General features: G+C 60.9%; 24 protein-coding genes. 11 read left to right on the forward strand and 13 right to left on the reverse strand.

Annotated elements, in window-relative coordinates:
* Window positions 1-9: 9 nt before the first annotated feature.
* The gene (locus EQW76_RS19015) at window positions 10-456 is read right to left on the reverse strand and encodes an Lrp/AsnC family transcriptional regulator (protein ID WP_142830462.1); all 447 of its coding nucleotides are present in this window, start codon (window positions 454-456) and stop codon (window positions 10-12) included.
* Between the two features lie 104 nt (window positions 457-560).
* Between EQW76_RS19015 and EQW76_RS19020 the strand changes: the two genes are divergently transcribed.
* On the forward strand, window positions 561-1160 hold the full coding sequence (locus tag EQW76_RS19020) for a LysE family translocator (RefSeq protein WP_142830464.1): 600 nt from the start codon (window positions 561-563) through the stop codon (window positions 1158-1160).
* A gap of 79 nt (window positions 1161-1239) precedes the next feature.
* On the opposite strand, the gene EQW76_RS19025 is transcribed toward EQW76_RS19020, so the two are convergent.
* Entirely contained in the window at window positions 1240-3102 is a 1863-nt protein-coding gene (locus EQW76_RS19025; protein ID WP_143123064.1) for a heavy metal translocating P-type ATPase, read from the reverse strand.
* A gap of 294 nt (window positions 3103-3396) precedes the next feature.
* On the opposite strand from EQW76_RS19025, the gene EQW76_RS19030 reads away from it, so the two are divergent.
* Both EQW76_RS19030 and EQW76_RS19035 read left to right on the forward strand, forming a co-directional pair.
* Complete coding sequence (locus EQW76_RS19030) at window positions 3397-4770, forward strand: GH1 family beta-glucosidase (RefSeq protein WP_142830468.1); 1374 nt, start codon at window positions 3397-3399, stop codon at window positions 4768-4770.
* A 219-nt stretch (window positions 4771-4989) separates the two neighbouring features.
* Window positions 4990-7149, forward strand: a complete 2160-nt coding sequence (locus EQW76_RS19035; RefSeq protein ID WP_224127970.1) for an EAL domain-containing protein — start codon at window positions 4990-4992, stop codon at window positions 7147-7149.
* A gap of 39 nt (window positions 7150-7188) precedes the next feature.
* Here the strand turns inward: EQW76_RS19035 and EQW76_RS19040 are convergent, their stop codons facing one another.
* Window positions 7189-8127 (reverse strand): rhodanese-related sulfurtransferase, encoded by a 939-nt coding sequence (locus EQW76_RS19040; protein WP_142830472.1) that lies wholly within the window; start codon window positions 8125-8127, stop codon window positions 7189-7191.
* Window positions 8128-8219: 92 nt separating this feature from the next.
* Complete coding sequence (locus tag EQW76_RS19045; protein ID WP_142830474.1) at window positions 8220-8678, reverse strand: CYTH domain-containing protein; 459 nt, start codon at window positions 8676-8678, stop codon at window positions 8220-8222.
* Between the two features lie 158 nt (window positions 8679-8836).
* Between EQW76_RS19045 and EQW76_RS19050 the strand changes: the two genes are divergently transcribed.
* Together EQW76_RS19050 and EQW76_RS19055 are read left to right on the forward strand one after the other, a co-directional pair.
* Entirely contained in the window at window positions 8837-9475 is a 639-nt protein-coding gene (locus tag EQW76_RS19050; RefSeq protein WP_111218820.1) for a 2-dehydro-3-deoxy-phosphogluconate aldolase, read from the forward strand.
* Window positions 9476-9574: 99 nt separating this feature from the next.
* Window positions 9575-9790, forward strand: coding sequence for a hypothetical protein (locus EQW76_RS19055; protein ID WP_142830476.1), 216 nt, complete (start codon window positions 9575-9577; stop codon window positions 9788-9790).
* A gap of 3 nt (window positions 9791-9793) precedes the next feature.
* Here the strand turns inward: EQW76_RS19055 and EQW76_RS19060 are convergent, their stop codons facing one another.
* The 3 genes from EQW76_RS19060 to EQW76_RS19070 form a co-directional block, all read right to left on the reverse strand.
* The gene (locus EQW76_RS19060) at window positions 9794-10873 is read right to left on the reverse strand and encodes a nickel/cobalt transporter (RefSeq protein ID WP_142830478.1); all 1080 of its coding nucleotides are present in this window, start codon (window positions 10871-10873) and stop codon (window positions 9794-9796) included.
* Complete coding sequence (locus tag EQW76_RS19065) at window positions 10867-11511, reverse strand: DUF1007 family protein (protein ID WP_142830480.1); 645 nt, start codon at window positions 11509-11511, stop codon at window positions 10867-10869. Before EQW76_RS19065 ends, EQW76_RS19060 begins: the two co-directional genes overlap by 7 nt.
* A gap of 91 nt (window positions 11512-11602) precedes the next feature.
* Window positions 11603-12496 carry a LysR family transcriptional regulator gene (locus tag EQW76_RS19070; RefSeq protein ID WP_142830482.1) on the reverse strand — a complete coding sequence of 298 codons (894 nt, stop codon included), beginning with the start codon at window positions 12494-12496 and terminating at the stop codon, window positions 11603-11605.
* A gap of 645 nt (window positions 12497-13141) precedes the next feature.
* On the opposite strand from EQW76_RS19070, the gene odc2 reads away from it, so the two are divergent.
* From odc2 to EQW76_RS19085, 3 genes are all read left to right on the forward strand, one after another.
* Window positions 13142-14275 carry an ornithine/lysine decarboxylase gene (odc2, locus tag EQW76_RS19075; protein WP_142830484.1) on the forward strand — a complete coding sequence of 378 codons (1134 nt, stop codon included), beginning with the start codon at window positions 13142-13144 and terminating at the stop codon, window positions 14273-14275.
* 93 nt (window positions 14276-14368) lie between these two features.
* The gene (locus EQW76_RS19080) at window positions 14369-14959 is read left to right on the forward strand and encodes an N-acetyltransferase (protein ID WP_142830486.1); all 591 of its coding nucleotides are present in this window, start codon (window positions 14369-14371) and stop codon (window positions 14957-14959) included.
* Window positions 14960-15258: 299 nt separating this feature from the next.
* Window positions 15259-16503, forward strand: a complete 1245-nt coding sequence (locus EQW76_RS19085; RefSeq protein ID WP_142830488.1) for an MFS transporter — start codon at window positions 15259-15261, stop codon at window positions 16501-16503.
* 41 nt (window positions 16504-16544) lie between these two features.
* Here EQW76_RS19085 and EQW76_RS19090 read toward each other — a convergent pair whose 3' ends face one another.
* The 5 genes from EQW76_RS19090 to EQW76_RS19110 all read right to left on the reverse strand — a co-directional run bounded on the left by EQW76_RS19090 (window position 16545) and on the right by EQW76_RS19110 (window position 20287).
* Window positions 16545-17534, reverse strand: a complete 990-nt coding sequence (locus tag EQW76_RS19090; protein WP_143123065.1) for a WD40 repeat domain-containing protein — start codon at window positions 17532-17534, stop codon at window positions 16545-16547.
* Entirely contained in the window at window positions 17534-18658 is a 1125-nt protein-coding gene (locus tag EQW76_RS19095) for a GTP-binding protein (RefSeq protein ID WP_142830491.1), read from the reverse strand. Before EQW76_RS19095 ends, EQW76_RS19090 begins: the two co-directional genes overlap by 1 nt.
* A 112-nt stretch (window positions 18659-18770) precedes the next feature.
* The gene (locus tag EQW76_RS19100; protein ID WP_111218802.1) at window positions 18771-19160 is read right to left on the reverse strand and encodes a type II toxin-antitoxin system VapC family toxin; all 390 of its coding nucleotides are present in this window, start codon (window positions 19158-19160) and stop codon (window positions 18771-18773) included.
* On the reverse strand, window positions 19157-19426 hold the full coding sequence (locus tag EQW76_RS19105; protein WP_142830492.1) for a type II toxin-antitoxin system prevent-host-death family antitoxin: 270 nt from the start codon (window positions 19424-19426) through the stop codon (window positions 19157-19159). The genes EQW76_RS19100 and EQW76_RS19105 overlap by 4 nt, the downstream gene beginning before the upstream one ends.
* Window positions 19427-19495: 69 nt before the next feature.
* A complete protein-coding gene (locus EQW76_RS19110; protein ID WP_142830494.1) occupies window positions 19496-20287 on the reverse strand; it encodes a creatininase family protein in 792 nt (263 codons plus the stop codon).
* Between the two features lie 85 nt (window positions 20288-20372).
* Here EQW76_RS19110 and EQW76_RS19115 point away from each other — a divergent pair, with 85 nt between their 5' ends.
* From EQW76_RS19115 to EQW76_RS19125, 3 genes are all read left to right on the forward strand, one after another.
* The gene (locus tag EQW76_RS19115) at window positions 20373-20888 is read left to right on the forward strand and encodes a MarR family transcriptional regulator (protein WP_142830496.1); all 516 of its coding nucleotides are present in this window, start codon (window positions 20373-20375) and stop codon (window positions 20886-20888) included.
* A 94-nt stretch (window positions 20889-20982) separates the two neighbouring features.
* Window positions 20983-22005, forward strand: a complete 1023-nt coding sequence (locus EQW76_RS19120; RefSeq protein WP_111218794.1) for a LacI family DNA-binding transcriptional regulator — start codon at window positions 20983-20985, stop codon at window positions 22003-22005.
* A gap of 20 nt (window positions 22006-22025) precedes the next feature.
* Window positions 22026-22985 (forward strand): 2-hydroxyacid dehydrogenase, encoded by a 960-nt coding sequence (locus tag EQW76_RS19125; protein ID WP_142830498.1) that lies wholly within the window; start codon window positions 22026-22028, stop codon window positions 22983-22985.
* A 14-nt stretch (window positions 22986-22999) separates the two neighbouring features.
* On the opposite strand, the gene EQW76_RS19130 is transcribed toward EQW76_RS19125, so the two are convergent.
* Complete coding sequence (locus tag EQW76_RS19130; protein ID WP_142830500.1) at window positions 23000-23758, reverse strand: gamma-glutamyl-gamma-aminobutyrate hydrolase family protein; 759 nt, start codon at window positions 23756-23758, stop codon at window positions 23000-23002.
* Window positions 23759-23922: the final 164 nt, after the last annotated feature.

Consider the following 23922-nt stretch of genomic DNA (forward strand, 5'->3'; position numbering starts at 1 on the left):
GTCATGATGTCAGACTGCGCGCTCGTCCTTCGGTGAGTCCATGACAATCAGGGAAGTGATGGAGCTGAGGTACGATCTCGTCCCCAGGACATCCGTGTGAAATCGTTTGAAGTCGGCAAGATCGCCGGTTTCCACGCGCAGCAGATATTCGAATGCGCCAGCTATATTGTGGCACTCAACGACCTCGGGTGCGATCGACATGGCGCGCTCAAAGCCCTCAAGTGCCGCCTTGGTGTGCGATGACAAGCCTACCATGACATAGACCGTGAAGCCGCGACCCAGACGCACAGGATCCGTGACCGCGCGGTAGCCCCGGATGACGCCCGTCCGCTCAAGCTCTTGGACGCGACGCAGGCAGGCCGAAGGGGAAAGGTTAACCCGTTCCGCAAGCTGGACGTTTGTGATGCGTCCATCCCGTCGCAGCTCTCGCAATATACTGTCGTCTATCTGATCCATCGTCATCATTCATTGCGTTGAAGTTGGTGTTCAACGCATATTAGACGATTAATTGCAGCCGTCTCCCCTTATTATTGCGAAGGAAAATTAGAGGAGGCAATTGGATGAATTTCACGGTGATCGTCGCCTTGCTGGGCTTTGCCTTCGTCACAACGGTAACGCCGGGCCCAAACAACCTCATGCTGATGGCGTCGGGGGCAAATTTTGGATTTCGCCGAACGCTGCCTCACATGCTCGGAATTGTGGCAGGCGTCTCGATCATGACGCTTCTGCTGGGCGTTGGCCTGATGGCGCTTTTCGACATCTTACCGATGATGTACGGCGCGCTCAAAGTGGTGTCGATTGCCTATTTGTTGTGGCTGGCATACAAGATAGCGACCTCTGCATCCGTCGAACAGCGTGCTTCCAAGGGCCGCCCGATGACATTCCTTCAAGCCGCTGGCTTTCAGTGGGTAAACCCGAAGGCATGGGCCATGGGGCTCTCGGCGATCACGCTGTATGCTCCGGAATGCTCCCTGGTTTCGGTTTTTGTCGTGGCAATCGCCTTCGCCCTCGTCTGCTTTCCGGCGATATCGGTATGGGCATGGCTCGGAACGGTGATCCGGCAATGGTTGTCGAACTCCGCGCGCCTAAGGGCATTCAACATAGTCATGGCTCTCTTGCTCGTAGCCTCGCTTTACCCGATCCTCGGATTGGGTAAGTAGGTCAGGTTTGACAAGCATGAGAAGCTCGCAGGCAGTCCGTCCGTGCCCGAAAAGGATAGTCCGGCGGCGCAGCCTGTAATCAATCCTCTGCCGTGACGGGCGCGATCCTGGGGGTGATCCGCAGGGCTCTGAGCGAATTCAGGATCACCGCGACATCGATGAGTTCCTGGAGCACGGCTCCCTGCACAGGTGTCAAGTAACCCAGTGCTGCGGCGATCATTCCGATAACCGACATGGCGATGCCCGCGATGACGCTTTCCATGGCGATACGCCGGGAGCTTTTGGCAATTTCGATGCCGGGCAGCAGGCGATCCAGGTGATCGACAAGAAGCACGATATCGGCGGCTTCAGCCGAGGCGGCGGCTCCGCGGGCGCCCATGGCAACGCCGATGTCGGCGGCGGCCAATGCCGGGGCATCGTTGACCCCATCACCCACCATCATCACCGACCCGTTCTTGCGCTCGGTCAGCACCAGAAGGACTTTCTGGTCGGGCGTCAGGTCTGATCTGACGGCGTCGAGGCCAAGGTTCTTGGTCACCGTTTCCGCCACCGCACGCCGATCTCCGGTGGCCAGCAAAATCCGCTTGATGCCAAGCAGGCGCAGGTTGGCAATGAGTTCGACGGTTCCCGTGCGCAATGCATCCGCCATGGTGATGTAGCCTGCGATCCTGTTGTCGACGGAGAGAGCGACAACGACCGTCCCGACGTCCATGATCGGACTGGCTGCGGACACCACGCCGGCCTGTTTGCTGACGAATGCGATGCCTCCCACCGATACCTGGCGGCCGGAGATCGTTCCGATGACGCCTTCACCGGGGCGCTCGACGACGTTTTCCGGCAATGGCAGCACCACGCTCTGGCGAAGCGCCGCTGCAACGATGGCCTGTGCCATGGGGTGTTTCGAGGCCTGCTCGAGTGCGGCCGCGAAATACAGGATCTCACCGTCCGACATTCCGTTGTGCGCCTCGATCGAAACGATTTGCGGGCGCCCGTCCGTCAGGGTTCCGGTCTTGTCGAGAATCAAGGTGCTGATCCGCGCCAGGGCTTCCAGCGGCTTTGCGCCCTTGATGAGAACGCCGAAATGGGCTGCACGGGAAAGACCGGCCACCAAAGCCACCGGGACGGCAAGGATCAGCGGGCAGGGGGTCGCCACGACAAGGACAGCCACTGCGCGAATGGGATCGCCGGTGAACCACCATGCGGCTGCAGACAGCGCGATCGTCACCAGCAGGAACCACAGCGAATAGCGGTCGGCCAGCCTCGCCATCGGGGCCTTGGATGCCTGCGCGGCCTCGACCAGGCGCACGATGCCTGCATAGGTGCTGTCGGCGGCGCGATGCCGCACGCGCAGGTCGAATGCTTCCCCGGCATTGGTCGATCCGCTCATCGCCTCCTGGCCCTTGTCCAGCCGCACCGGCATCGACTCGCCTGTCAGGGCCGACTTATCGAGGATCGCCTGCGGGCTTTCGATGTCGCCATCTGCAGGCACGATCCCGCCCTGGTGGATCAAAAGCAGGTCGCCGGGTTCGATGATCTCCAGCGCAACGTCTGCCAGACCACCGTTGGCATAACGCGTCGCGGTTCTGGGGACACGGGCGAGCAGCGCGCTCATCTCACGCCGGGCGCGGCCTTCCGCGAAGCTTTCCAGAAATGTGCCGCCGGAATACATGACGGCGACCACCGCTGCGGCGAGCGTCTCACCGAAGAGAAGCGCTGCGGTCATGGACAATGCGGCCACGATGTCGAGGCCCACTTCGCCACGCCAGACGCTGCGCGCGATTTCGAAGATCAATGCCGCCAGAACCGGGACGACGCCGACCTGCCATGCAAGCCTTGCAGCATCCGGGTGATCTAGGACGTAAAGAAGCAGCCCGAGTGCGAGTGTGAACATCGCCACGAGGAGCAGCGTGGTCTTCAAACGGTCTGTTCTCTCAGCGGTCATGGACATCTCTCGTTCCCATTGGAGGCTCAGAACCGCAGTTTGAGGCCTCGATCCCTCCAGGCCCGGTTAGCGCAAGAGGCGTCAAGGTAACCCACCGTTGGGGCGCGCGGATTGACCGACATCAATTGAGGGGTGCGATACCGATGGGCAACCGATGCGGTCATGGAAGGCCGGATTTCAGGTGGACGCGCGGGGCTTGTCTGCAACGTTGCAGTTTTGACATTCATCATCTGTACAACCGGGTAGTTGCCGGTCTAAATCGTCCACCATCAGTTCAAGAAAACGAGACATTCCATGATCGATCCAAAAACGATGGCCGCGCGGTTTCCCGGTGACTTTACCTTCGGCGTGGCGACGGCCGCTTTCCAGATCGAGGGTGCCACCAGGACCGATGGACGCAAGGCGTCGATCTGGGACGCGTTCTGCAACATGCCGGGCAGAGTTTTCCAGCGCGACAACGGCGATGTCGCTTGCGATCACTACAACCGGCTGGACGAGGATCTCGATCTTATCAAGGAGATGGGCGTTGAGGCCTATCGCTTCTCGATCGCCTGGCCGCGCATCGTGCCGGAAGGCACCGGGCCGATCAACGAGAAGGGGCTGGATTTCTACGACCGGCTGGTCGACGGCTGCAAGGCACGCGGCATCAAGACCTTCGCGACGCTTTATCACTGGGATCTGCCGCTTTCGCTGATGGGTGACGGCGGCTGGACGGCGCGCTCGACGGCCTATGCATACCAGCGCTATGCCAAGACGGTTATGGCACGACTCGGAGACCGGCTGGATTCGGTCGCTACATTCAACGAGCCCTGGTGCATCGTCTGGCTCAGCCATCTCTGGGGCATCCATGCGCCGGGCGAACGAAACATGGAAGCGGCGCTTGCGGCCATGCACCATATCAATCTCGCCCACGGGCTCGGCGTGGAGGCGATCCGCTCCGAGGCGCCGAAGGTGCCGGTCGGGCTGGTGCTCAACGCCGCGTCGATCATCTCAGGCTCGGACGGTGCGGCCGATCATGCGGCTGTAGAGCGGGCGCACGAGTTCCACAATGGGGCCTTCTTCGATCCGGTCTTCAAGGGCCAGTATCCGGAGGCCTTCCTGGCAGCGCTGGGCGATCGCATGCCCGAGATTGCCGATGGCGACATGGCGCTGATCAATCAAAAGCTCGATTGGGTCGGCATCAACTACTACAAGCCGGATCGTGTCTTCGACGATGCGGAGAAATCGGGCGACTTTCCCTGGACGAAAGAGGCGCCGCCGGTCAGCGACGTCAAGACGGATATCGGCTGGGAAGTCTACGCACCCGGCCTGAAGCTGCTGATCGAGGACCTCTATCGGCGCTACGAGATGCCGGAATGCTACATCACCGAGAACGGGGCCGCCTATAACATGGGCGTCGTGGACGGTGTGGTCGACGATCAGCCGCGGCTCGACTATTACATCGACCATCTCAATATCGTCGCTGATCTCATCAAGGACGGATATCCGATGCGTGGCTACTTCGCCTGGAGCCTGATGGATAACTTCGAATGGGCGGAGGGCTATCGCATGCGCTTCGGCCTGGTCCATGTCGATTACGAGACGCAGGTGCGCACCGTCAAGAGCAGCGGAAAATGGTATTCCGAACTGGCGGCGCTGTTTCCAAAAGGCAACCATACCGCGACCTGATCACCGACGCCAAGGGATGCTAACCCCTTGGTCCCAGGGTAGAGGTGCGGGGAAATGCAGCAAAAGGTTGTATTGTTCCTGTGTCTTTACGCGCGTTCTCAATTTCCTTAACGGTTCTTGAAGACCTGTTCTGCATATTCCGCGCTTAAGGAGTGCCGTATGGGCGCGTTTTCGAAGTTGTTTCAGCGGGATATTGGACGCGACCGTCATTCGATCGTGATGGCCGTGCTGTTTTCGTTTGCGCTCGTGGTCGCTGTCGTGACCCTGATGGTTCTGACGGCTGTTGCCCGAGTGGCAGATTACTCCAACAGGCTCGATGAGAAGCGCTCCTTCCAGACAACGACTGGCGCGCTGAAGACATTCCAGACCCAGCTGAAAGCAACGCTCAACGACTATGCGGCGTGGGACGATGCGGCGAAATTCGTCTATGCGCCCGATGGCATGGATTGGGTGGCAAGCAACTTCGGGGGGATGTCTGCGAACAACCCGCTTTTCGACGGTGTGATCGTTGTCGATGAGAGCGGAAAGCCTGTCCTCGCGTACCAGAACGGCAAGCCCAGCACCGAACCTATGAAGAGCATGCTCGACCCTGCGATCTGGTCTTTGCTCGACACGGCCCGTTCAGCGCCCGCAGGAGCAATGCCGGAAGCGGCCGGCTTTATCGACACCAGCAACGGCGTGGCGGTTGCCGGCGTGGCGCTGGTCCGGCAGAAATCGGGGACTGTCCCGGTGCCCGTAGGCCAGCGGCGTTACCTCGTTTTCATTCGCCACCTTGACGCCGATCAAATCAAGGCGATGGCAGATAACTATGTCATCAACGGCCTGCATCTGGTTTCAGCGGACACGGCGTCGGCAAATGCGGTCCCGGTCGTCGATCCGCTCGGCCGGACGCTCGGAAAGATGGTCTGGCAGTCGAGCATTCCCGGCGACATGAGCTACCAGCAGGCGCGGCCGCTGGTGGCCGGCGCCCTCGGGTTGGTCGGCATGTTCTTCGTGGTGCTGCTGATGCTTGGATCGCTTGCCAACAAGCGTTTGCGGGCAGAGGAAGCAGCAGCGCGCGAGGCGGCCCTGCAGGACCGGCTGTCCGGGCTTTTAAACAGGGAAGGCATGCGGGTTCATGTCGACCAGATGATCGAGCAGGCATCGCTTGATCGCAGCAACGTGCTGCTTCTTTATCTCGATCTCGACGGCTTCAAGGAGATCAACGATTCCTACGGCCATGGTACCGGCGACCAGCTTATCCGCGCCATCGCTGCCGGGCTTAAGGTCCTGGTGCCGGGAAACGCCATTCTTGCGCGGCTGGGCGGCGATGAATTTGCCGTTGCCTTCCCCGGCGAAGACCTGAATGACGGCCCAGCCCTCGGCCTTGCCGAACAGGTGCTCGATTTCCTCTCGGAACCGCTCGAAATCGGCCGCCGCGTCATCGTGGTCGGCGCCAGCATCGGCATCGCCATGTCTCCCGAAGGCCGCGTCGGTCGTGAGGAAATGGTGCGCCGCGCCGATCTCGCGATGTACAAGGCCAAGGAAGCAGGCCGCTCCCGCATGATGTGCTACGACAGCGACATGGACACCGATCGCGAAGGTCGCAATGCCATGGAGCTCGATCTGCGTGCTGCGATCGAAGGGGAAACCCTTGGTGTGGTCTACCAGCCGCTGGTCGACGCGGCGACGCATGCGATGATCGGAGTCGAAGCGCTGGTGCGCTGGGATCGCCCCGGCTACGGGCCGATATCTCCTGAAGTTTTTATCCCGGTGGCCGAAACCAGCGGTCTTATCGAGGGGCTGGGGCTGCTGGTTCTCCGGCGGGCCTGTGAGGCGGCCGTCGCTTGGCCAGGCATGCGTATCGCCGTTAATGTTTCGCCGAGCCAGTTCCGCAACCCGGCCTTCGCCGACTATGTGCGCTATGTGCTCAAGCAGACGGAGATCGATCCCGAGCGCGTGACGCTGGAGATCACCGAAGGCTACATCATCCAGAACCCGAAGCGAATACGCGTCGCAATCGAGCGTCTGAAGGCGCTCGGCGTCAAGGTGGCGCTCGACGATTTCGGATCGGGCTTCTCATCGATCGGCTATCTCCGCCAGTTCGGCTTCGACCGCATCAAGATCGACAAATCGCTGACCATGGGCGTGCTGGAAGGCAAGAGCGCCCGCGACATGCTGCAGGCAACGGTGGCTCTTGCCCGCTCGCTGGATATCCCGGTGACCGCCGAGGGGATCGAGACCGAGGAGCAGGGGATCGCGGTGCGGCTGTTCGGCTGTGACGAGTTGCAGGGATATTTCCACGGCAAGCCAATGACGGCCGCCGACATTACAAAGCGCTATCAGGCCGAGCTTCGCGATGCCGAGGAAAACGGGCAACGGGTCGCTATTTCGGGCTGATATCCGGCCTGGCGCATTTGCGCACTTTTGCTGGAAACTCTAGCCGCGGTGGGCGCGGCCGGTCTTGCGGGCAAGCTCGATCTGGCGCTGGCGTTCTCGGAACCGTTCCCGGTCGCTCTCGCTTCTGACATCGTAGCACTGGCTGCAGGAGACGCCGGCCTCGTAGTAGGGCGAGGTGATCTCTTCGGCAGTAATCGGCGTGCGGCAGGCATGGCAAAGCTTGTGCTCGCCTTCCTTCAGCCCGTGTTCGACAGAGACGCGCTCGTCGAAGACGAAGCAGGCGCCCTCCCAGAGACTCTGCTCTTCGGGCACTTCCTCGAGATATTTGAGAATGCCGCCTTTGAGGTGATAGACCTCGTTAAAGCCTTGCTGCTTCATGAAGGCCGTCGCCTTTTCGCAACGGATGCCGCCGGTGCAGTACATGGCGATTTTGGGCTTGTTGTGCAGCCCGGTGTTCTGCCGAACCCACTCCGGAAACTCGCGAAAGGTCTTGGTCTTCGGATCGATTGCGCCCTTGAAGACGCCTATGGCCGTCTCGTAGTCGTTGCGGGTGTCGATCAGGATGGTATCGGGGTCGGAAATCAGGCTGTTCCAGTCTTTAGGCGCGACGTAGGTGCCGACGATGCTGTTGGGGTCGATGTCCTCGACGCCCATGGTGACGATTTCCTTCTTGAGCTTCACCTTCATGCGCACGAATGGCATCTTCGACGCGCGGCTCTCCTTGTGCTCCAGCGCGGAAAATTCCGGCAGGGCGCGCAGGAAAGCAAGAACCGTGGATACACCAGCGTCCGTGCCGGCGATGGTTCCGTTGATCCCTTCATGGGCGAGCAGCAGCGTGCCCTTGACGCCCTGTTCCTCGCAAAGCCTCTGCAGCGGGTCGCGCATGGAGGCAAACCGCGAGAAATCGGCGAAATGATAGAGCGCTGCCACCAGAAAGGAGCTGACGCCTGAGGGCGTGGACGAGGTGATGTCGGTCATGTGGTCGAAATACAGCCTTGAGCCCTTTGACGCAATGTCGATTTACGACCCCTGTGGCAAAGCTGGCTCTACAGTGGTCGAGGGCGGGCATCCTAGACTTCGGAGCGCATCGCCAGTGCCTGGTTGGAATAGCGGTGCTGGCCGGTGACTTCTTCGCCAAGCCAATCCGGCAGCTCGGGATTGTCATCCTCGTGCCCCATCTCGACCTCGGCGATCTGCAAGCCCGCATGCACACCGTCGAACACGTCGATTTCCCAGGTAAACCCTTTGTACGGCACCTTGTGGCGGGTCTTGATAATCGGCACGCCAACGGCTTTCGTCATCAACTCCTCCGCATCGGCCAAGGGAATGGAATACTCGAATTCGTCGCGGGTCATGCGCTTGCCGATCTTGACTGTCAGCGTCGCCTGCGTGCCGTTGGCAAGCCTGATACGGACGGATCGATCCTCCATCGAGGCGATGTAGGCCTGTTGCAGTCCGATCGTTTCGGCCACCAGATCCCGCCATCCGTCGTGCCGGACCAGGAATTTGCGTTCAATCTCTTTTGCCAATGGTGTCAGCCTCCCCCGGCCTCGTCCTGTTTCAGGCAGGCTAACCGATGTCTGCGGCATTTCCTACCCGGGCGGGCGGTTGCCCGCTTTTGTCTCGACAAGGATGTTCAGGAGGGTTATCGAAGTCTGAAATTCAATCGTTTTCTGGAGTGTCGGCGATGGGTGAAAAAACCGAAAAGCTGCTAGCCATCCTGCAATATGCACCGGTCGTGCCGGTGCTGATCGTCGACGACGTGAAGTCGGCAGTCTTGCTTGCCCGGGCCCTGGTCGCCGGTGGACTGAAGGCGATCGAGATCACCATGCGCACGGCGGCAGCTCTGGATGCGGTGCGCGCCGTGGCCGACGAAGTCGAAGGCGCCGAGGTTGGTGCCGGTACCATCCTCAACGTCGCCCATTGGGAAGCGGCCGTCGAAGCCGGTTCGAAATTCATCGTCAGCCCGGGCACGACGCAGGAGTTGCTCGATGTCGCGAGACAGTCGAGCGTTCCCTTGCTGCCGGGTGCGGCGACCGCGAGCGAAGTCATGGCGCTACGCGAAGAGGGCTATCAGGTGTTGAAGTTCTTCCCCGCCGAGCAGGCAGGCGGTGCTGGCTATCTCAAGGCGCTTTCGTCGCCGCTGGCCGGGACGATGTTCTGCCCGACGGGCGGCGTATCTCTGAAGAATGCCCGCGATTATCTGTCGTTGCCGAACGTCATCTGCGTCGGCGGGTCCTGGGTGGCGCCAAAGGAACTGATCGCTTCGGGCGACTGGGCGGGCATCACCAAGCTTGCGGCGGAAGCTGCGGCACTGCGCGGCTGATACACGTTCGAGACTGCCGGCACGTGTCGGACCGGCAGTTCGCCATCGATCGGCTCCCGACGCGCAGTCGCGCCATCGGCGCTTCAAGGGGTAAGCTGCTTGACCGATAAAAAGTCGGAAGACCAATCGTCAGCAATCGCTGCAGCGATCATCCTGCTCGGCGCTGGTACGGTGCTGTACCTGATGCCGGATGCCGTGTTGTGGATCGGTCAATTTTCACCCTGGCTGGCGACGGGTTTCGGCGCCGCCGTCATTCTCTGCTTTTTTCTGATCTTCTGGCTGCGGGCTAGATATCAGCGACGCAACCGGTCCTGATCTCTAGGTCTGCAGCGACGCGCCCAGCAGGACGATACCCGTTACAATCACGAAGACGGCGCCGAGAAGCTCTATGCCGTTGCCCACCCAGGTGGACTTTGCCGATCCCGGCCCGGCAAGGCGCATCGCGAGCCCCTTGGCAGTGACTGCCATGATCGCCAGCATCGACACGGTGATGGCCGTGCCGAGCGACATGGCGAACACCGACAGCACGCCGCCGAGCAGGAGCCCGTTGAGCATTGCGAAGGTCATGACCAGCAGGGCGCCGGAGCAGGGGCGAAGGCCGACGGCGACAATGGCCGACCAGGCTTCACGCGCGCTGAAATGCTCCGCTTTCAGAAGCAAGGGATCGGGCAGGTGCGCACGTCCGCAATCCTCGCAGACCACCCCGGCCGTTCCAAGGGTCGGGGCATCGCAGTTAAACTGGCCGGCAGACGCCACGGTTGCGTCGTTGCGGGCGAAGGCACCGCTGTCGAACAGCGCGACGCTGACAGGGCCGGCAGGGGTCGCCATTTCCATGCGGCGCTCGGGCATGGCGCGCATCATTGAGCGCAATTTGCGAAACAGCAGCCAGCAGCCGAACAATATGACCATCACGAAGGAGGAGATCTCCATGGCGTTGGTCGCCTCGGTCATGGTGATGCCGCTGCCACGCAGCACGAAATAGGCGGCACCAACGACGGCAATGGCAACCACGCCCTGGACGAAGGCGGACACGAAGGAAATCGCGATGCCGCGTTTCAACTGGATCTCGTTCGCAACCATGTAGGACGAGATCACCGCCTTGCCGTGGCCGGGACCGGCCGCGTGGAAAATTCCGTAGGCGAAGGATAATCCGATCAATGTCGAGAGCTGCCAAGGATCCTTGCGCATGGCGCCGATCGATTGGGTCAGGGCGCGGTAAAACGCCTGTTGCTGGTCGTTGACGTAAAGGAAGATTGGCGCAAGAGGGCCGCCGATTGGTTGGAAGCTCGGTTCAGCGGTGCCGATGCCGAGAGGCGACCCGGTGGCGTGCGCGAGGCCGGTTGCGGCGAGGAGGAGCGCAACTGCAAGCGACGCAAAGGCAAGGCGGCGGTTCAGCATTGGGCATCGATCCGTGTTGCAAACAGTTTCGACATGGTCGTCCCGGTGGGGTCGTTGAAGAAGGCGTCGGTCAGCGATGACTTGTTCTCGGCGATAACCTCGTCCGGGTCGGGGCGCACGACCTTCGTGGTGCAGGATTTGAAGGTGCTTCCGATGGTCACGAGGTCGCCGTCTGTCGGGAAGTCGATCGAGGTGTAGAGCGTCGGGTCGTAGATGCCGAAGGAAAGTCGGTTACCCTTCATCGGCATCGGCTCTGCCGGCGAGACCTTGAAGAACATCAACAACTGTCCGTCCTTGTAGTCGACGTGAATGACATCAGGCTTGTTCACCTTAATCGCCTTTCCGTTCAACGACATGTTCACGTAGTAATCGTAGTCGGCAAGCGAATCGCGCACGGTGGCGCCGACTGCAGTCAGTTCGTCCGGGTCGAGCTTCAGGTTGGCGTTCTTGTCGAAATCCATCAGCACCGAAGACGAGAATACCTCGTCGAACCGCCAGACATTCTGAAGCTCCTTGACGTTGCCGTCATCGCCGGCCACCACCTCAAGCCGCGCCTGCACGAAAATATGCGGGTGGGCAAATGCTGCGGCGGGCGCCAGCAACAGCATTGCGGCGAGCAGGAGGGTTGTTTTATTCATGAGCCCTCGGCGCATCGCAGGTCATCGTTCATGGTGCAACTTCGTGAAAAAATGAGACGGAATTGGGACCGGTCCAAGTGTGGCAGGGAGCCTAGCCGTTCTTGCGAAACCAGTTGTGCAGGTAGTCGACGAAGATGCGTACCTTTGCTGGCAGGTAGCGCCGATGCGGGTAGACGGCGTAGATGCCGCGATCTGTCGGTATGTAGTCGTTGAACAATGTCACCAGTGCGCCGCTCTCGATGCTCTTGCGGGCGATAAAGTCTGGTACGATGGCAAAACCGATGCCGGCCAGCGCGGCGCGCAATGTTGCATGCGGGCTGTTGACCTCCATCGGGCCGGTGATGGGGACATTGAACCAGGTGCTGTCGGGGTTGCAAAATCGGATGCTGCCCTGCGCACGGTTGTTGGTGTCGATGATGAAGGGGATGCGGGAAAGGTCGCTCGGATGATCGAGGGGTTGATGGCGGTCGAGAAACTCCTGCGTGGCGCAGATATGCACGCGAAAATCCGAGATTTTCCGGGCGATCATGCCGGAATCCTCGAGTTTCGTAACACGGACGGCGACATCGAAGCCCTCCTCGATCAGGTCGACGAAGCGGTCCTCTGCAGCGATCTCCAGCGAAAGATCCGGGTTTTCCTTGGCAAAGTCGATCAGCGACTGGCCGACATCCGCATCCATGAAGGTGCGCGGCACCGAGACCTTCAGCCGCCCTTTGAGCTGGACGTTGTTTTCACGGACGAGGTCGGCGAGATTGTCGATCTCTTTCAGGATATCGGAGGCGGTGCGAAAATAGGTGTGGCCAGCTTCCGTCATCGAGAATTGCCGGGTGGTTCGGTTCAGCAGCAGCGCGCCGAGTTCGTCTTCGAGTTCCCGCACATATTTCGACAGCAACGCCTTCGAGCGCCCGGTCTTGCGGGCGGCGGCCGAAAAACCCTCGGCTTCGACGACATCGATGAAGGCGCGTATGCGGGTGAGGGTGTCCATTTTTCGTGGTAATCCTGTTCTTCAACCGGATAGACCCATGACGAATCCCGGGTTGGTGTCAAGTTTTACCATATGCCCTCAGCCAAGCGTGGCGGTCTTGGAGCCAGCACTTTGCTCCATCATTCGGAGGGCTTTTCGCCCTCGTCAGCAAGGATTTCCGGCATCCAGTTGACGCCGCGCATTTTTTTTGCCTTTAGCCAAGAAAATTCTTGATTGTTACAACGAATGTTCTTATCTCCCGGTCAGCCCAAAGTCGCACGTGCCCATGGGTGTCCGCTGGTCCTCTAATTGGTGAGGATACGGTAAGGTACCTGGAATTAACCCCTCCAGTCGCTATCTCGGCCTTCCGAGAAATGCGAGGACATCTGAAGCAACGACGGTGCGGGCCTTTTTGTTCTCTTCCGGCTTTCCATCAGCCGGGGTTACTGAAGAGGCACACCATCATTGCCGGAAGTGCGGTAGGGAAACCTCCAATCCAAGGCAGACAAAGCCGAACCTATGCCATCCTGTGGCGTTGGTTCACTGATCGAGCATCGTGCGTTCGTCAAGGATCCGGGGTCTCCACCGGCTGGGTCCTAGCGTGGATTCGCGTATGCCCTTTGTCCTCCGGTCTGACCGCCGGAGCCTGTATTGAAGGGACTAACCATGACCACTCAGCGCATCCGCGACTTTCTCGCAACCCGACGTCCCGACGGCCCTTGCCTAGTGCTGGATCTCGACGTGGTCCGCGACAATTTTCATGCTTTCCGCCACGCCATGCCGGACAGCTCGATCTATTATGCCGTCAAGGCAAACCCGGCTCCTGAAGTGTTGAAGCTTCTGGCCGGCATGGGCTCCAACTTCGATTGCGCGTCTGTCGCCGAAGTCGAAATGGCGCTCGACGCTGGCGCAACGCCTGCTCGCATCTCTTTCGGCAACACGATCAAGAAGGAACGCGACATCGCCCGTGCGCATGCACTCGGTGTCAGCCTTTTTGCCGTGGACAGCCATGAAGAAGTCGAGAAGATGGCCCGAGCCGCTCCTGGCGCCCGCGTATTCTGCCGTGTGCTGACGGATGGCGAAGGTGCCGAATGGCCTCTGTCGCGCAAGTTCGGCTGCGTTCCGCAGATGGCAGTCGACGTCCTCGTCTATGCACATCAGCTCGGCCTTGAATCCTATGGCGTGTCGTTCCACGTCGGCTCGCAGATGACCAAGGTCGATGCCTGGGACTCGGCTCTTGCCGATGCCAAGCGCGTGTTCGTTTCGCTGGGCAAGCAGGGCATCCACCTGCAGATGGTCAACATGGGCGGTGGATTTCCGACCAAGTACCTGCGCGACGTTCCTGCTGCCGAAGCCTATGGCAAGGCCATCAACCAGAGCCTGCGCGATCACTTCGGCAACCAGATCCCGAAGACGATCATCGAGCCAGGTCGCGGCATGGTCGGCAACGCCGGCGTCATCAAGGCGGAAGTCGTGCTGATCTCGAAGAAGTCGGACAATGACGAAGCCCGCTGGGTTTTCCTCGACATCGGCAAGTTCGGCGGTCTCGCCGAGACGATGGACGAAGCCATTCGCTATCCGATCCGCACCGAGCGCGACGGCGACGAAATGGAGCCTTGCATCATTGCCGGCCCGACCTGCGATTCGGCCGACGTGCTCTATGAGAAGAACCTCTATCCGCTGCCATTGTCTCTGACGATCGGCGACGAGGTGTTCATCGAAGGCACCGGCGCCTATACGACGACCTATTCGGCTGTGGCTTTCAACGGGTTCGACCCGCTGAAGTCCTACGTCATCTAGGTCGACTTCGCCGGCCCCGGGAAAGACCGGGGCGGCACCTTCACAATTTTCATTCACCGCCGCTCATAACGGTATTGGGTACGGGAGGCCGATATGGCCGCTGTTCTTGATTCTGTACGCGCACTCTTTGCGCCGTCCACTTTCGCAATCGACCACGAAAACGCAGGCGACGTCGTTGCCCGCGAGAACCTGCTGAACCGCGCCATGGGTGCCGGTCGCACACGGAAATCCTCCGAAAAGCTGCGTCGCGGCTGCATTCCGGCCGAAGGCCTGGCACTTGTTGCCCGCGACCGCAGCGGCCATGTCATCGGGACCGTGCGTCTCTGGAACATCGAGGCCGGTGTGAACCGCGAAACACAGGCCGTCGATGCCCTGTTGCTCGGGCCTCTCGCTGTTGATTCGGACCACGAGGGCAAGGGCATTGGTGCGGCCCTGATGCGGGCTGCCATTCTCGAGGCGAAGCAGCGCGGCCATGGTGCCATCTTGCTGGTCGGCGATCCCGCCTATTACGAACGCTTTGGCTTCTTTGCCGAAAAAGCGTGCCATCTCGTCATGCCCGGCCCATTCGAGCGTCATCGTTTCCTGGCGCTGGAACTGAAGGACGCATGGCTGGAAGGTGCTGCAGGCATGCTGGTCGCCAACGGCCGCAGGCTCACGCAGGCCAAATCGCGCCGCGCGGCCTGATTTCGGATAGATGACGTGACGACGCTGCATGGACAGCGTCGTCGCTTCCCCCGCATGTGATTGCGTGTACTACCTGCCTCGCTCGGGGTATCACAATCGCGTCAACCTCGCATTCGGCGGAACCTTTTTTCTATCCCTGATGTTTGAGGTCCGGTAGCGCGTTTGATATCGACGTGCTGTTGGCCCAGCAAAGATCGCGCCAAAAAGCCGCCGACAGCCGATATCATACGGGCCCGTTCATTCACCAGACGGCTTCCGGACAATGCCCGCCTTGCCGCCATCTTCGGACCGGAGGCCCCATGTCCGCCATAGATGATATCCGCTCGCTTACCCCACAACAGCGCAACACCGTCATCGCCAGCTTTCTCGGCTGGACGCTCGATGCATTCGATTTCTTCATTCTCGTTTTCGTCCTGAAATCAATTGCCGAGGAGTTCAAGACGGATATTTCGGCGGTCTCCGTCGCCCTCTTTCTGACTTTGGCAATGCGGCCGGTCGGCGCACTGATTTTTGGCTTTGCTGCCGACAAGTTCGGCCGGCGGGCGACGCTCATGGTCGACGTGCTGCTTTATTCCGTGTTCGAGCTGGCGTCGGGCTTTTCGACCAGCCTCACGATGCTCATCGTCTTTCGCGTCTTCTACGGCATCGCCATGGGTGGCGAGTGGGGCGTCGGTGCATCGCTCGTCATGGAAACGATCCCGGAGAAGGCGCGCGGCGTCGTCTCGGGCGTGCTGCAGGCGGGTTACCCATGCGGCTATCTCATTGCGTCGCTTGTGTTCTTCTTCCTGTTCCCGGTGATCGGTTGGCGTGGGATGTTCATCATCGGCGCATTTCCGGCGCTGCTGGTTCTCTATATCCGCCGGAATGTCGAGGAATCGCCGTCATTCCTTAAGAACAAGGATCGGGCACGGCGGCCTTTCCTCACTGTCCTGCGCGAAAACATTCCCCTGTTCATATGGTCGGTCGTGCTGATGACCGCGTTCAATTTCTTCAGTCACGGGACGCAGGATCTCTACCCGACTTTCCTCGAAACCCAGCGCGGGTATTCCACCCACACAGTCGGCGCAATCGCCATCGTCTACAATATAGGCGCGATCCTTGGCGGGTTGTTCTTCGGCAGCCTTTCGCAGCGGATCGGCCGTCGCAAGGCCATCGTCATCGCTGCATTGATTGCCATTCCGATCGCTCCGCTATGGACGCTGGCGCAGACACCGGTGATGCTGGCGGCGGGCGCCTTCCTCATGCAGTTTTTCGTCCAGGGCGCATGGGGTGTCGTACCGGCGCACCTGAACGAGCTATCGCCGTCAGAGGTACGCGGCACCTTTCCGGGCTTCGCCTATCAGCTCGGCAACCTGCTCGCCTCCGGCAACGCCACGCTGCAGGCGGGCCTGGCCAGCCACTGGAACGGCAATTACGCCTATGCGCTGCTGCTTGTGGCCGTCATCGTGGCTGCCGCCGTGGCTCTACTCGCCGGCTTCGGCTACGAGAAGAAGGGGACGACCTTCGAATTGCCGAAGGAAGACCATAAGGCTTCCGTGCCATAGTCTGGACGCTCGACGGAGCGTCCGACTGATACGTTTGGCAGCTATGCCGCTATGTCGACGACACCGCAATCGCCGGCAGCCGATGCGAAAGCCATCGTCTTGCCGGATTTGCTCCAGCTCATCGAGGTGATCGCGCCGTTGCCCGGGCGGCGCAAAAGCGCCTCCTTGCCGTCGGCTATCCGGACGGCCAGAATCATGCCGTCGATAAAGCCGATGGCGACGATGTCTTCGGCGGGATGAAAGCGCACGCAGGTCGCCATGATGTTGGCGCGGGTGCCGAGCTCCAGAGGCGCCTTGCCCATCGGCCCGTCCTTTCCCTGGAACGGCCATACGATGGCGGCGGGAGCGCCCGAGGACGCGAGCCACTTGCCCTTCGCGGACCAGGACAGCGACTTTACCTTGGCGGGATAGCCGGTCATGCGCATATGGCGGGCGTCTGAGCCTGCCTTTGGATCTAGCTTCCAGCCATGCAGTGCATTTTCCTGCATTGTCGTGACGACAAACTGGCCGTCCGGCGAGAAGGTAACGCCGTTATGGGCGCCTTTCCAATCGAGATCGACAGACGCACCTGACGTGCCGACCCAGTGCAACGTCACGCCGTTGTAGCGCGCCACGGCGATCCTCAGGCCTTTCGGTGCAAACGCGATGCCTTCGACCGTGCGCTCTTCGGTGAATTCCTTGGTGCTGCCATCGGCCAGCACGACATAGGTCGTCTTGCCGTGGGCGTAGGCGATGGCGCCCTGGGGACCTGATGCCACCTGGGTGATCCACTTTCGCGGGGCTTCGGCAATCTGCGTGATGTCGTCGTCGGAGGTGATACGCTGGACCTTGCCGCTTTCGCCACCGACGATCAGGCTTTCGCTACGGGTGTCGCGGACGCAGGTGAGCAGGCCCTGATGGGCTTCCGTCACCTTCTCGCCGCCCTCGAACCTGCGAACTGTGCCGTCGGCTCCAATGAAATAGGGAGCATCGTTCAGGAACTCGACGGCCAGGACATGGCCGTCGATATCAATCGGCGCAACTGTCGGCATCAGGCGGCCGCCTGGCAGGCCTTGAAGCTGGCTTCCAGCTTCTCGCGGTCAAGTTCGCGACCGATGAAGACGAGGCGGCTTTCGTGGATTTCGCCGTCCTTCCACGGGCGCTGGTGGTCGCCCTCGATGATCATGTGGACACCCTGGATGACATAGCGCTCGGCATCGCCCTTGAAAGCGATGATGCCCTTCAGGCGCAGGATGTTCGGGCCTTCGGTCTGGGTAATCTTCTGGATCCACGGGAAGAAGCGGTCTGCGATCATCTCGCCGCCGCGCAGGGACACAGACTGGACAGTGACGTCGTGGATCGGCGAGGGGCCGTGGTTATGATGGTCGTGGCCGTGATGATCATGTCCATGGTGGTCGTGCCCATGGTCATGATGCCCGTGATCATGGTGGTCGTGATCGTGATGATCGTGACTGTGGTCGTGGTCGCAATCCGGGCCGCAGACGTGCTCGTCACCGGCAGTCAGGAAATGCGGGTCGTTTTCCAGCGCCCGTTCCAGGTTGAAGGCACCTTGGTTGAGCACGTGGGCGAGATCGACTCCGGAGCGGCTGGTCTTGTAGACGCGGGCGGCCGGGTTGATTGCGCGCACCACATCCTCGATCTGGGCAAGCTCGGCCGGCGAGACGAGATCGGTTTTGTTGATGATGACGACATCGGCGAAGGCGATCTGGTCCTCTGCCTCACGGCTGTCCTTGAGGCGCAGCGGCAGGTGCTTGGCATCGACCAACGTGACGACGGCATCGAGTTCAGTCTTGGTGCGGACGTCGTCGTCCATGAAGAAGGTCTGGGCAACCGGGACGGGGTCTGCAAGGCCGGTGGTCTCGACGATGATGCCATCGAAGCGGCCGGGGCGCCGCATCAGGCCCTCGACGACGCGGATGAGGTCGCCGCGCACCGTGCAGCAGACGCAGCCGTTGTTCATTTCATAGATTTCTTCGTCGGATTCGACGATCAGATCGTTGTCGATGCCGATTTCACCGAACTCATTGACGATGACGGCGTATTTCTTGCCATGGCTCTCCGACAGGATGCGGTTCAGCAACGTCGTCTTGCCGGCGCCGAGATAGCCGGTCAACACGGTGACGGGGATTGGCTTGAGAGCAACAGGTTCGGTCATGGGAGCCTCGAAAACTGGAGGGGGCCGCAAGGGCGGAAATGGGGTCGGTCACCATATAAGGATACGGTTCCGGCAGTTCAAAGGCTTTTATTGTAATAGAATCACATTCCCGTCACGGCGCGATGGCGGGGACGATATCGGTGCGGGCAAAATCATCGCCGATGAAGAGCAGGGGGCAGCCGAATTCCCGGGCCGTGGCGTAGGAGAAGCAATCGCCGAAGTTGAGGGCGGCGGCGTTGATGCTCTTCCCCCAGCGGTCAAATGCTTCGCCGGCCAGTCGCGCGCGATCCCTATCGACATCCACGATCGTGATGAAAGGCGATGCTAATAATTCTGTCATCTGTTCAGAGATGTTGCGACGTCTGGCGACAATCAATGCCTCTACTACTGTTCCTGCAGATATCAAGATCTCGGTTTCGCGATTGAAGACCTCACTGCATACCGATGCCTTCGGCTCAAGCAGCAGCATTGCGACAAGAGCCGAAGTGTCGATAACGATCATATCGGCAGACCGAATTCATCATAGAGAAAGTCTTGGCTGCGGGCCGCATCCGGTCCCGGCGGAAGATTTTTGCGGCGAACTTCTGCCTGAAGACGGGCAACCAATTCTGATTTTTCCTCGAGCGTCATCGATGCCCTCACCTCCGGCACCAATTCAAGCTTCACGGCAGGGCCTCCGGCCTGGGTCAGGACGACCTCTTCGCCCTGTGCCGCAAGACGCACCAGCTCGGTGAGTTGCCCTTCTGCCTCGGCGATGGAAATGCGCATATCCGCCTCCTGTTCGGCGATACAGCCTAAGGCAATATGGGCGATCTACCGCAGTAGCGCAAGTTTTGGCTAGCGCAGCTCAGCGACCTCGAAAGCATCCACATCCTGCAGCAGTTCTATCAGTCCGCCAATTGCATGCGCGATCAGCGCCTCGCCTTTTTCCGCTGTGGCTGCCGCCGCGTTGCCGGCGGCTCCTTGTTCGTTGAGGTCGGACATCTTCCAGCCGAATGCGTGCGGGCCGTAGGCGCGAAGGTGGCGGAAGCGCCCTGCAAAACCCGACTGGCGGGAGGGGAAATCCGCGGTCTGGGTCATGTCTACGGCGTCTGGATGAAGCGCCAGCATGACCGACGTCTCGACATCGCCGGCGTGGATATCAATCGCCTTGTTCTCCGGAGAGATCACGCCATCGGGCACGCCGAAGCGCGTCCAGCTTGTGGCGACGACCAGCATGTCGAAGCGGATGCGAGCCTCGGTGGCGACGATGGTCATCAGCGGCGCGTTGCCGCCGTGGGCGTTGAGCAGGACGAGTTTGCGGATGCCCAGGCGATGGAGGTCGGCGGCGATGCCGAGCCAGCGTTCGATGGCATCCTGATAGGCGAGGGACCGGGTACCGGCGACATGCAGATGCTCCGGGGAGTAGCCGACCGGTTCGACCGGCAGCACCGTGACGGGCAGGTCACTAGGCAGGCGTTGCTCGAGGCGATCGACGATGCCTGCGGCGATCAGCGTATCGGTCTCGAGCGGCAGGTGCGGGCCGTGTTGTTCGTGGGCGCCGAGTGGCAGGATGGCGATCCAGCCGGCGCGTTCCCGCGGCTGCAGGTCGGTATTATTGTCTGCGAAGCGAAATGACGGTCGCGTCATGTGCGAATGTGCCCCTTGTTTATGTCAACGTCGTTTGCGATGTCATATCCCGGTGATGCACGAGCGGAAAGACGGCGGACACACAATGGCGAAGAAGAACAAGGACAGCAAGAAAACCAAGTCGGCCAAGAAAAAGGATCAGGCTGAGTACACGCTGGCCGATCTGTCGCCGGCGCTGACCCAGGCGGCCCGGTCGATGCGCACGGCCATCACCCGCAATCTCGGCGATAGCGGTCTCTATGCCGGGCAGGACGGTGTCATCCTGGCGCTTGCCGAGGAAGACGGCCTGCCGGCGGGCAGCCTCGCCCACAAGCTCGGGGTCAAGGCGCCGACGATCACCCGGACCATCGGCCGGATGGAGGCGCAGGGTTTCGTCGAACGCCGCGCCGATGCTGACGATGCGCGGTTGACGAAGGTCTATCTCACCGACAGCGGTCGCAACACCGTGGCGCAGATCAATGCCTCGGCGCAAGCCTGCGACGCGCTGGCAACGCGCGGGTTTTCCGAAAAGGAAATAAGGACCGCGGTGCGCCTGCTGAAAGCCATAGACAATAATCTGCTGGCCGGGGAGGGCGAGGAGCAGATCGAAGCCGAGGACTGATTTCAAATATATCGTCAAAATAACGTTGATTTTAATCGCGAACTAAATATTTTAAATCCCGGTGACGCGAATGACGGCGTGCCGGGGAGATGATGTGGTACAAAAAATAAAACTATCGACGATTGCCGGAACGCTGGGAATTTCGACGGCGACCGTATCTCTGGCATTGCGCGACAGCCCGCTTGTCGCGGCTACCACGCGGGAGCGCATCAAGGACCAGGCGAGGGCTCTCGGTTATATCTACAATCGCCGTGCCGCGAGCCTGCGGACCTCGCGCTCCGGCATCATCGGCGTCGTCGTGCACGACATCATGAACCCATTCTACGGCGAGATCCTGAAGGCTATCGAGACCGAACTCGACCGCAGCCGCCATACTTTCATCCTGTCCAACCACTACGATTCGGTCGAGAAGCAGCGGACCTTCATCGAGACGCTGCTGCAGCTCGGCGGCGACGGCGTCATCATGTCGCCGGCCATCGGCACGCCGCCGGAAGATCTGGCGCTCGCCGAGGAAAACGGCATGCCGGCCATCCTCGTGGCTCGTTCGATGGAGGCGCTCGGTCTGCCGACGTTCCGGGGCGACGACAGCTACGGTATTTCGCTGGCGACCAATCACCTGATCAGCCTCGGCCACCGCTCCATCGCCATGATCGGCGGCACCGACCAGACCTCGACCGGCCGCGACCGCTATCATGGCTATGTCAACGCGCTGCGAAAGGCCGGCATCGAGGTCGATCCGGACCTGCGCATTCCGGGGCCCCGCTCCAAGCAGGGCGGCTTCGAGGCCGCCGTCCACTTTCTCTCCCTGCCGCAAAAGCCGACCGCCGCCGTATGCTGGAACGATCTGGTGGCAATCGGGTTGATGAACGGTATCGCCCGTGCCGGACTGGTCCCCGGCAAGGATATTTCCGTCACCGGATACGACGATCTGGAGGAAGCGGCCATCGCCACGCCTGCTCTGACGACGGTCTGGAACGGCCAGGCAGAGGTCGGCAGGCTTGCAGCGCGCGCGCTTTTGGATAGGCTGGCGGGCAGCCACGAACCGGACGGTATCCATCTCATAAAGCCCGAGATGCGCATCCGCCAATCCACCGAGCCCTATCGCCCGCGCTCCTGAACCATCACCGAGAGAAGTCCATGCCAGATACGCGTCCCACCGTCCTCGTTCTTTCCGACGTTCATCCTCGTGTTGCCGAAAAACTCAAGGAGCGTTTCGATGTCCTGGTCGTCGGGCGCAGCCAGCGACTGGCGATCGAGCCGGCGGTTGCCGAGCGGATCCACACCGTCGCCTCGTCAGGCACGTTCGAGTCCGCCTGGATGGACCAGCTGCCAAACCTGCAACTGATTGCGAGTTTCGGGGTCGGTTATGACGGCGTCGACGTTGCGCATGCCGTGGCGCGGCGCGTCGTCGTCACCAATACGCCGGATGTGCTGAACGACGAGGTTGCCGATACCACGATCGGCCTGCTGCTGAACACGCTTCGGCAATTCCCCACGGCCGAACAGTGGCTTCGCCAGGGGAACTGGAAAAACGGCGCCTATCCGCTGGCCCCGTTCTCGCTGACAGGACGTCATGTCGGTATTTTCGGGCTTGGCCGCATCGGTAAGGAGATCGCCCATCGGCTGGCGCCATTCAAGGTGAAGATCAGCTACCATACGCGCACCCGCTATCCTGACGTCGAATACGATTATTATCCGACGCTCAGGGAGATGGCCGAGGCGGTCGACACGCTGATTGCCATCGTCCCGAAGACTGCCGCGACCCACAAGGTTATCGATGCCGAGATCATGTCGGCGCTTGGGCCGAATGGCGTGCTGATCAATGTCGGCCGAGGCTGGTCCGTGGATGAGGATGCGCTGGCTGCCGCACTTGGCAACGGTATGCTCGGTGCAGCCGGCCTGGATGTCTTTTACAATGAGCCTCATGTTCCCGAAGCGCTGCTAGCCCTTCCGAATGCGACCTTGCTGCCGCATCTCGGTTCTGCGACGGTGCAGACCCGCGATGCGATGGCGGACCTGGTGGCCGGCAATATCATCTCATGGCTGGAAAACGGTCATGCGGTCACGCCCGTCCCGGAAACACCGCTCAAGCGTTGATGCGGACGCTTGTTCTATCGGGGAGTGCGGACTGCCACGTAGGCGCGTACCGCGTCCCCATAGGCTTCGAATAACTGCCGCGACGGCGTATCGGTCTCGGCCCAATATTCTGGATGCCACTGGACACCGACAGCGAAGCCCTTGGCATCGATCACAGAGACGGCCTCTACCGTTCCGTCCGGCGCCGTCGCCTCGACCTGCAGGCGGGGAGCCGGGGTGGCGATGGCCTGGCGATGCAGCGAATTGACGAGAATATCGTCACTGCCGAGATAGCGGGCGATGCAGGAGCCTTCCCTGATCCGCACTGTCTGGCGGATGGCATACATGGCGTCGCGCTCGGGTACCGGCGGTTTACGATGATCGTCGCGGCCGGGCTTCTCCTGGATTTCGCTGTCAAGCGTGCCCCCGAGTGCGACGTTCAGTTCCTGGATGCCGCGACAGATGGCGAGCAGCGGCATGCCGCGATCTATGGCATGGCGGATCAGAGGCAGCGAGGTCGCGTCACGGGCCGGGTCGAAGGGCCCGTGTTCCTCGGTCGGCTCCGTGCCATAGAGCGACGGGTGGACATTGCTCGCGGCGCCGGACACCAGCACGCCGTCGACGCGGTCGAGTATGGCGTCGGTGTCGTAGCCCTCTTCCATGGCGGGCACTATCAGCGCCATCAGGCCTGCGGCATTGAGAGCGGCGCGGATATACTGGTGCTGGACCGCGTGCCATCCGCCGCCCTCCATCGTCCGGAAGTCGGCAGGAATGGCGATGATTGGCTTGGACATGCAAGGCTCCGGTAAAAATGCCCGATTTATAAGATCGTTAGGAACGTAGAATGCTAGCGAAGTCAAGATTCCGCGCTGTCTGCGGGGATACTGAGGGTTGAAACGCGGGGGTTGAAATGTTTAGTTCGAACCGGCCGTACCGAGACCGGCACGGGTGGACGCCC

Source organism: Rhizobium sp. rho-13.1 (assembly GCF_007000305.1).
Lineage (GTDB): Bacteria > Pseudomonadota > Alphaproteobacteria > Rhizobiales > Rhizobiaceae > Rhizobium > Rhizobium rhododendri.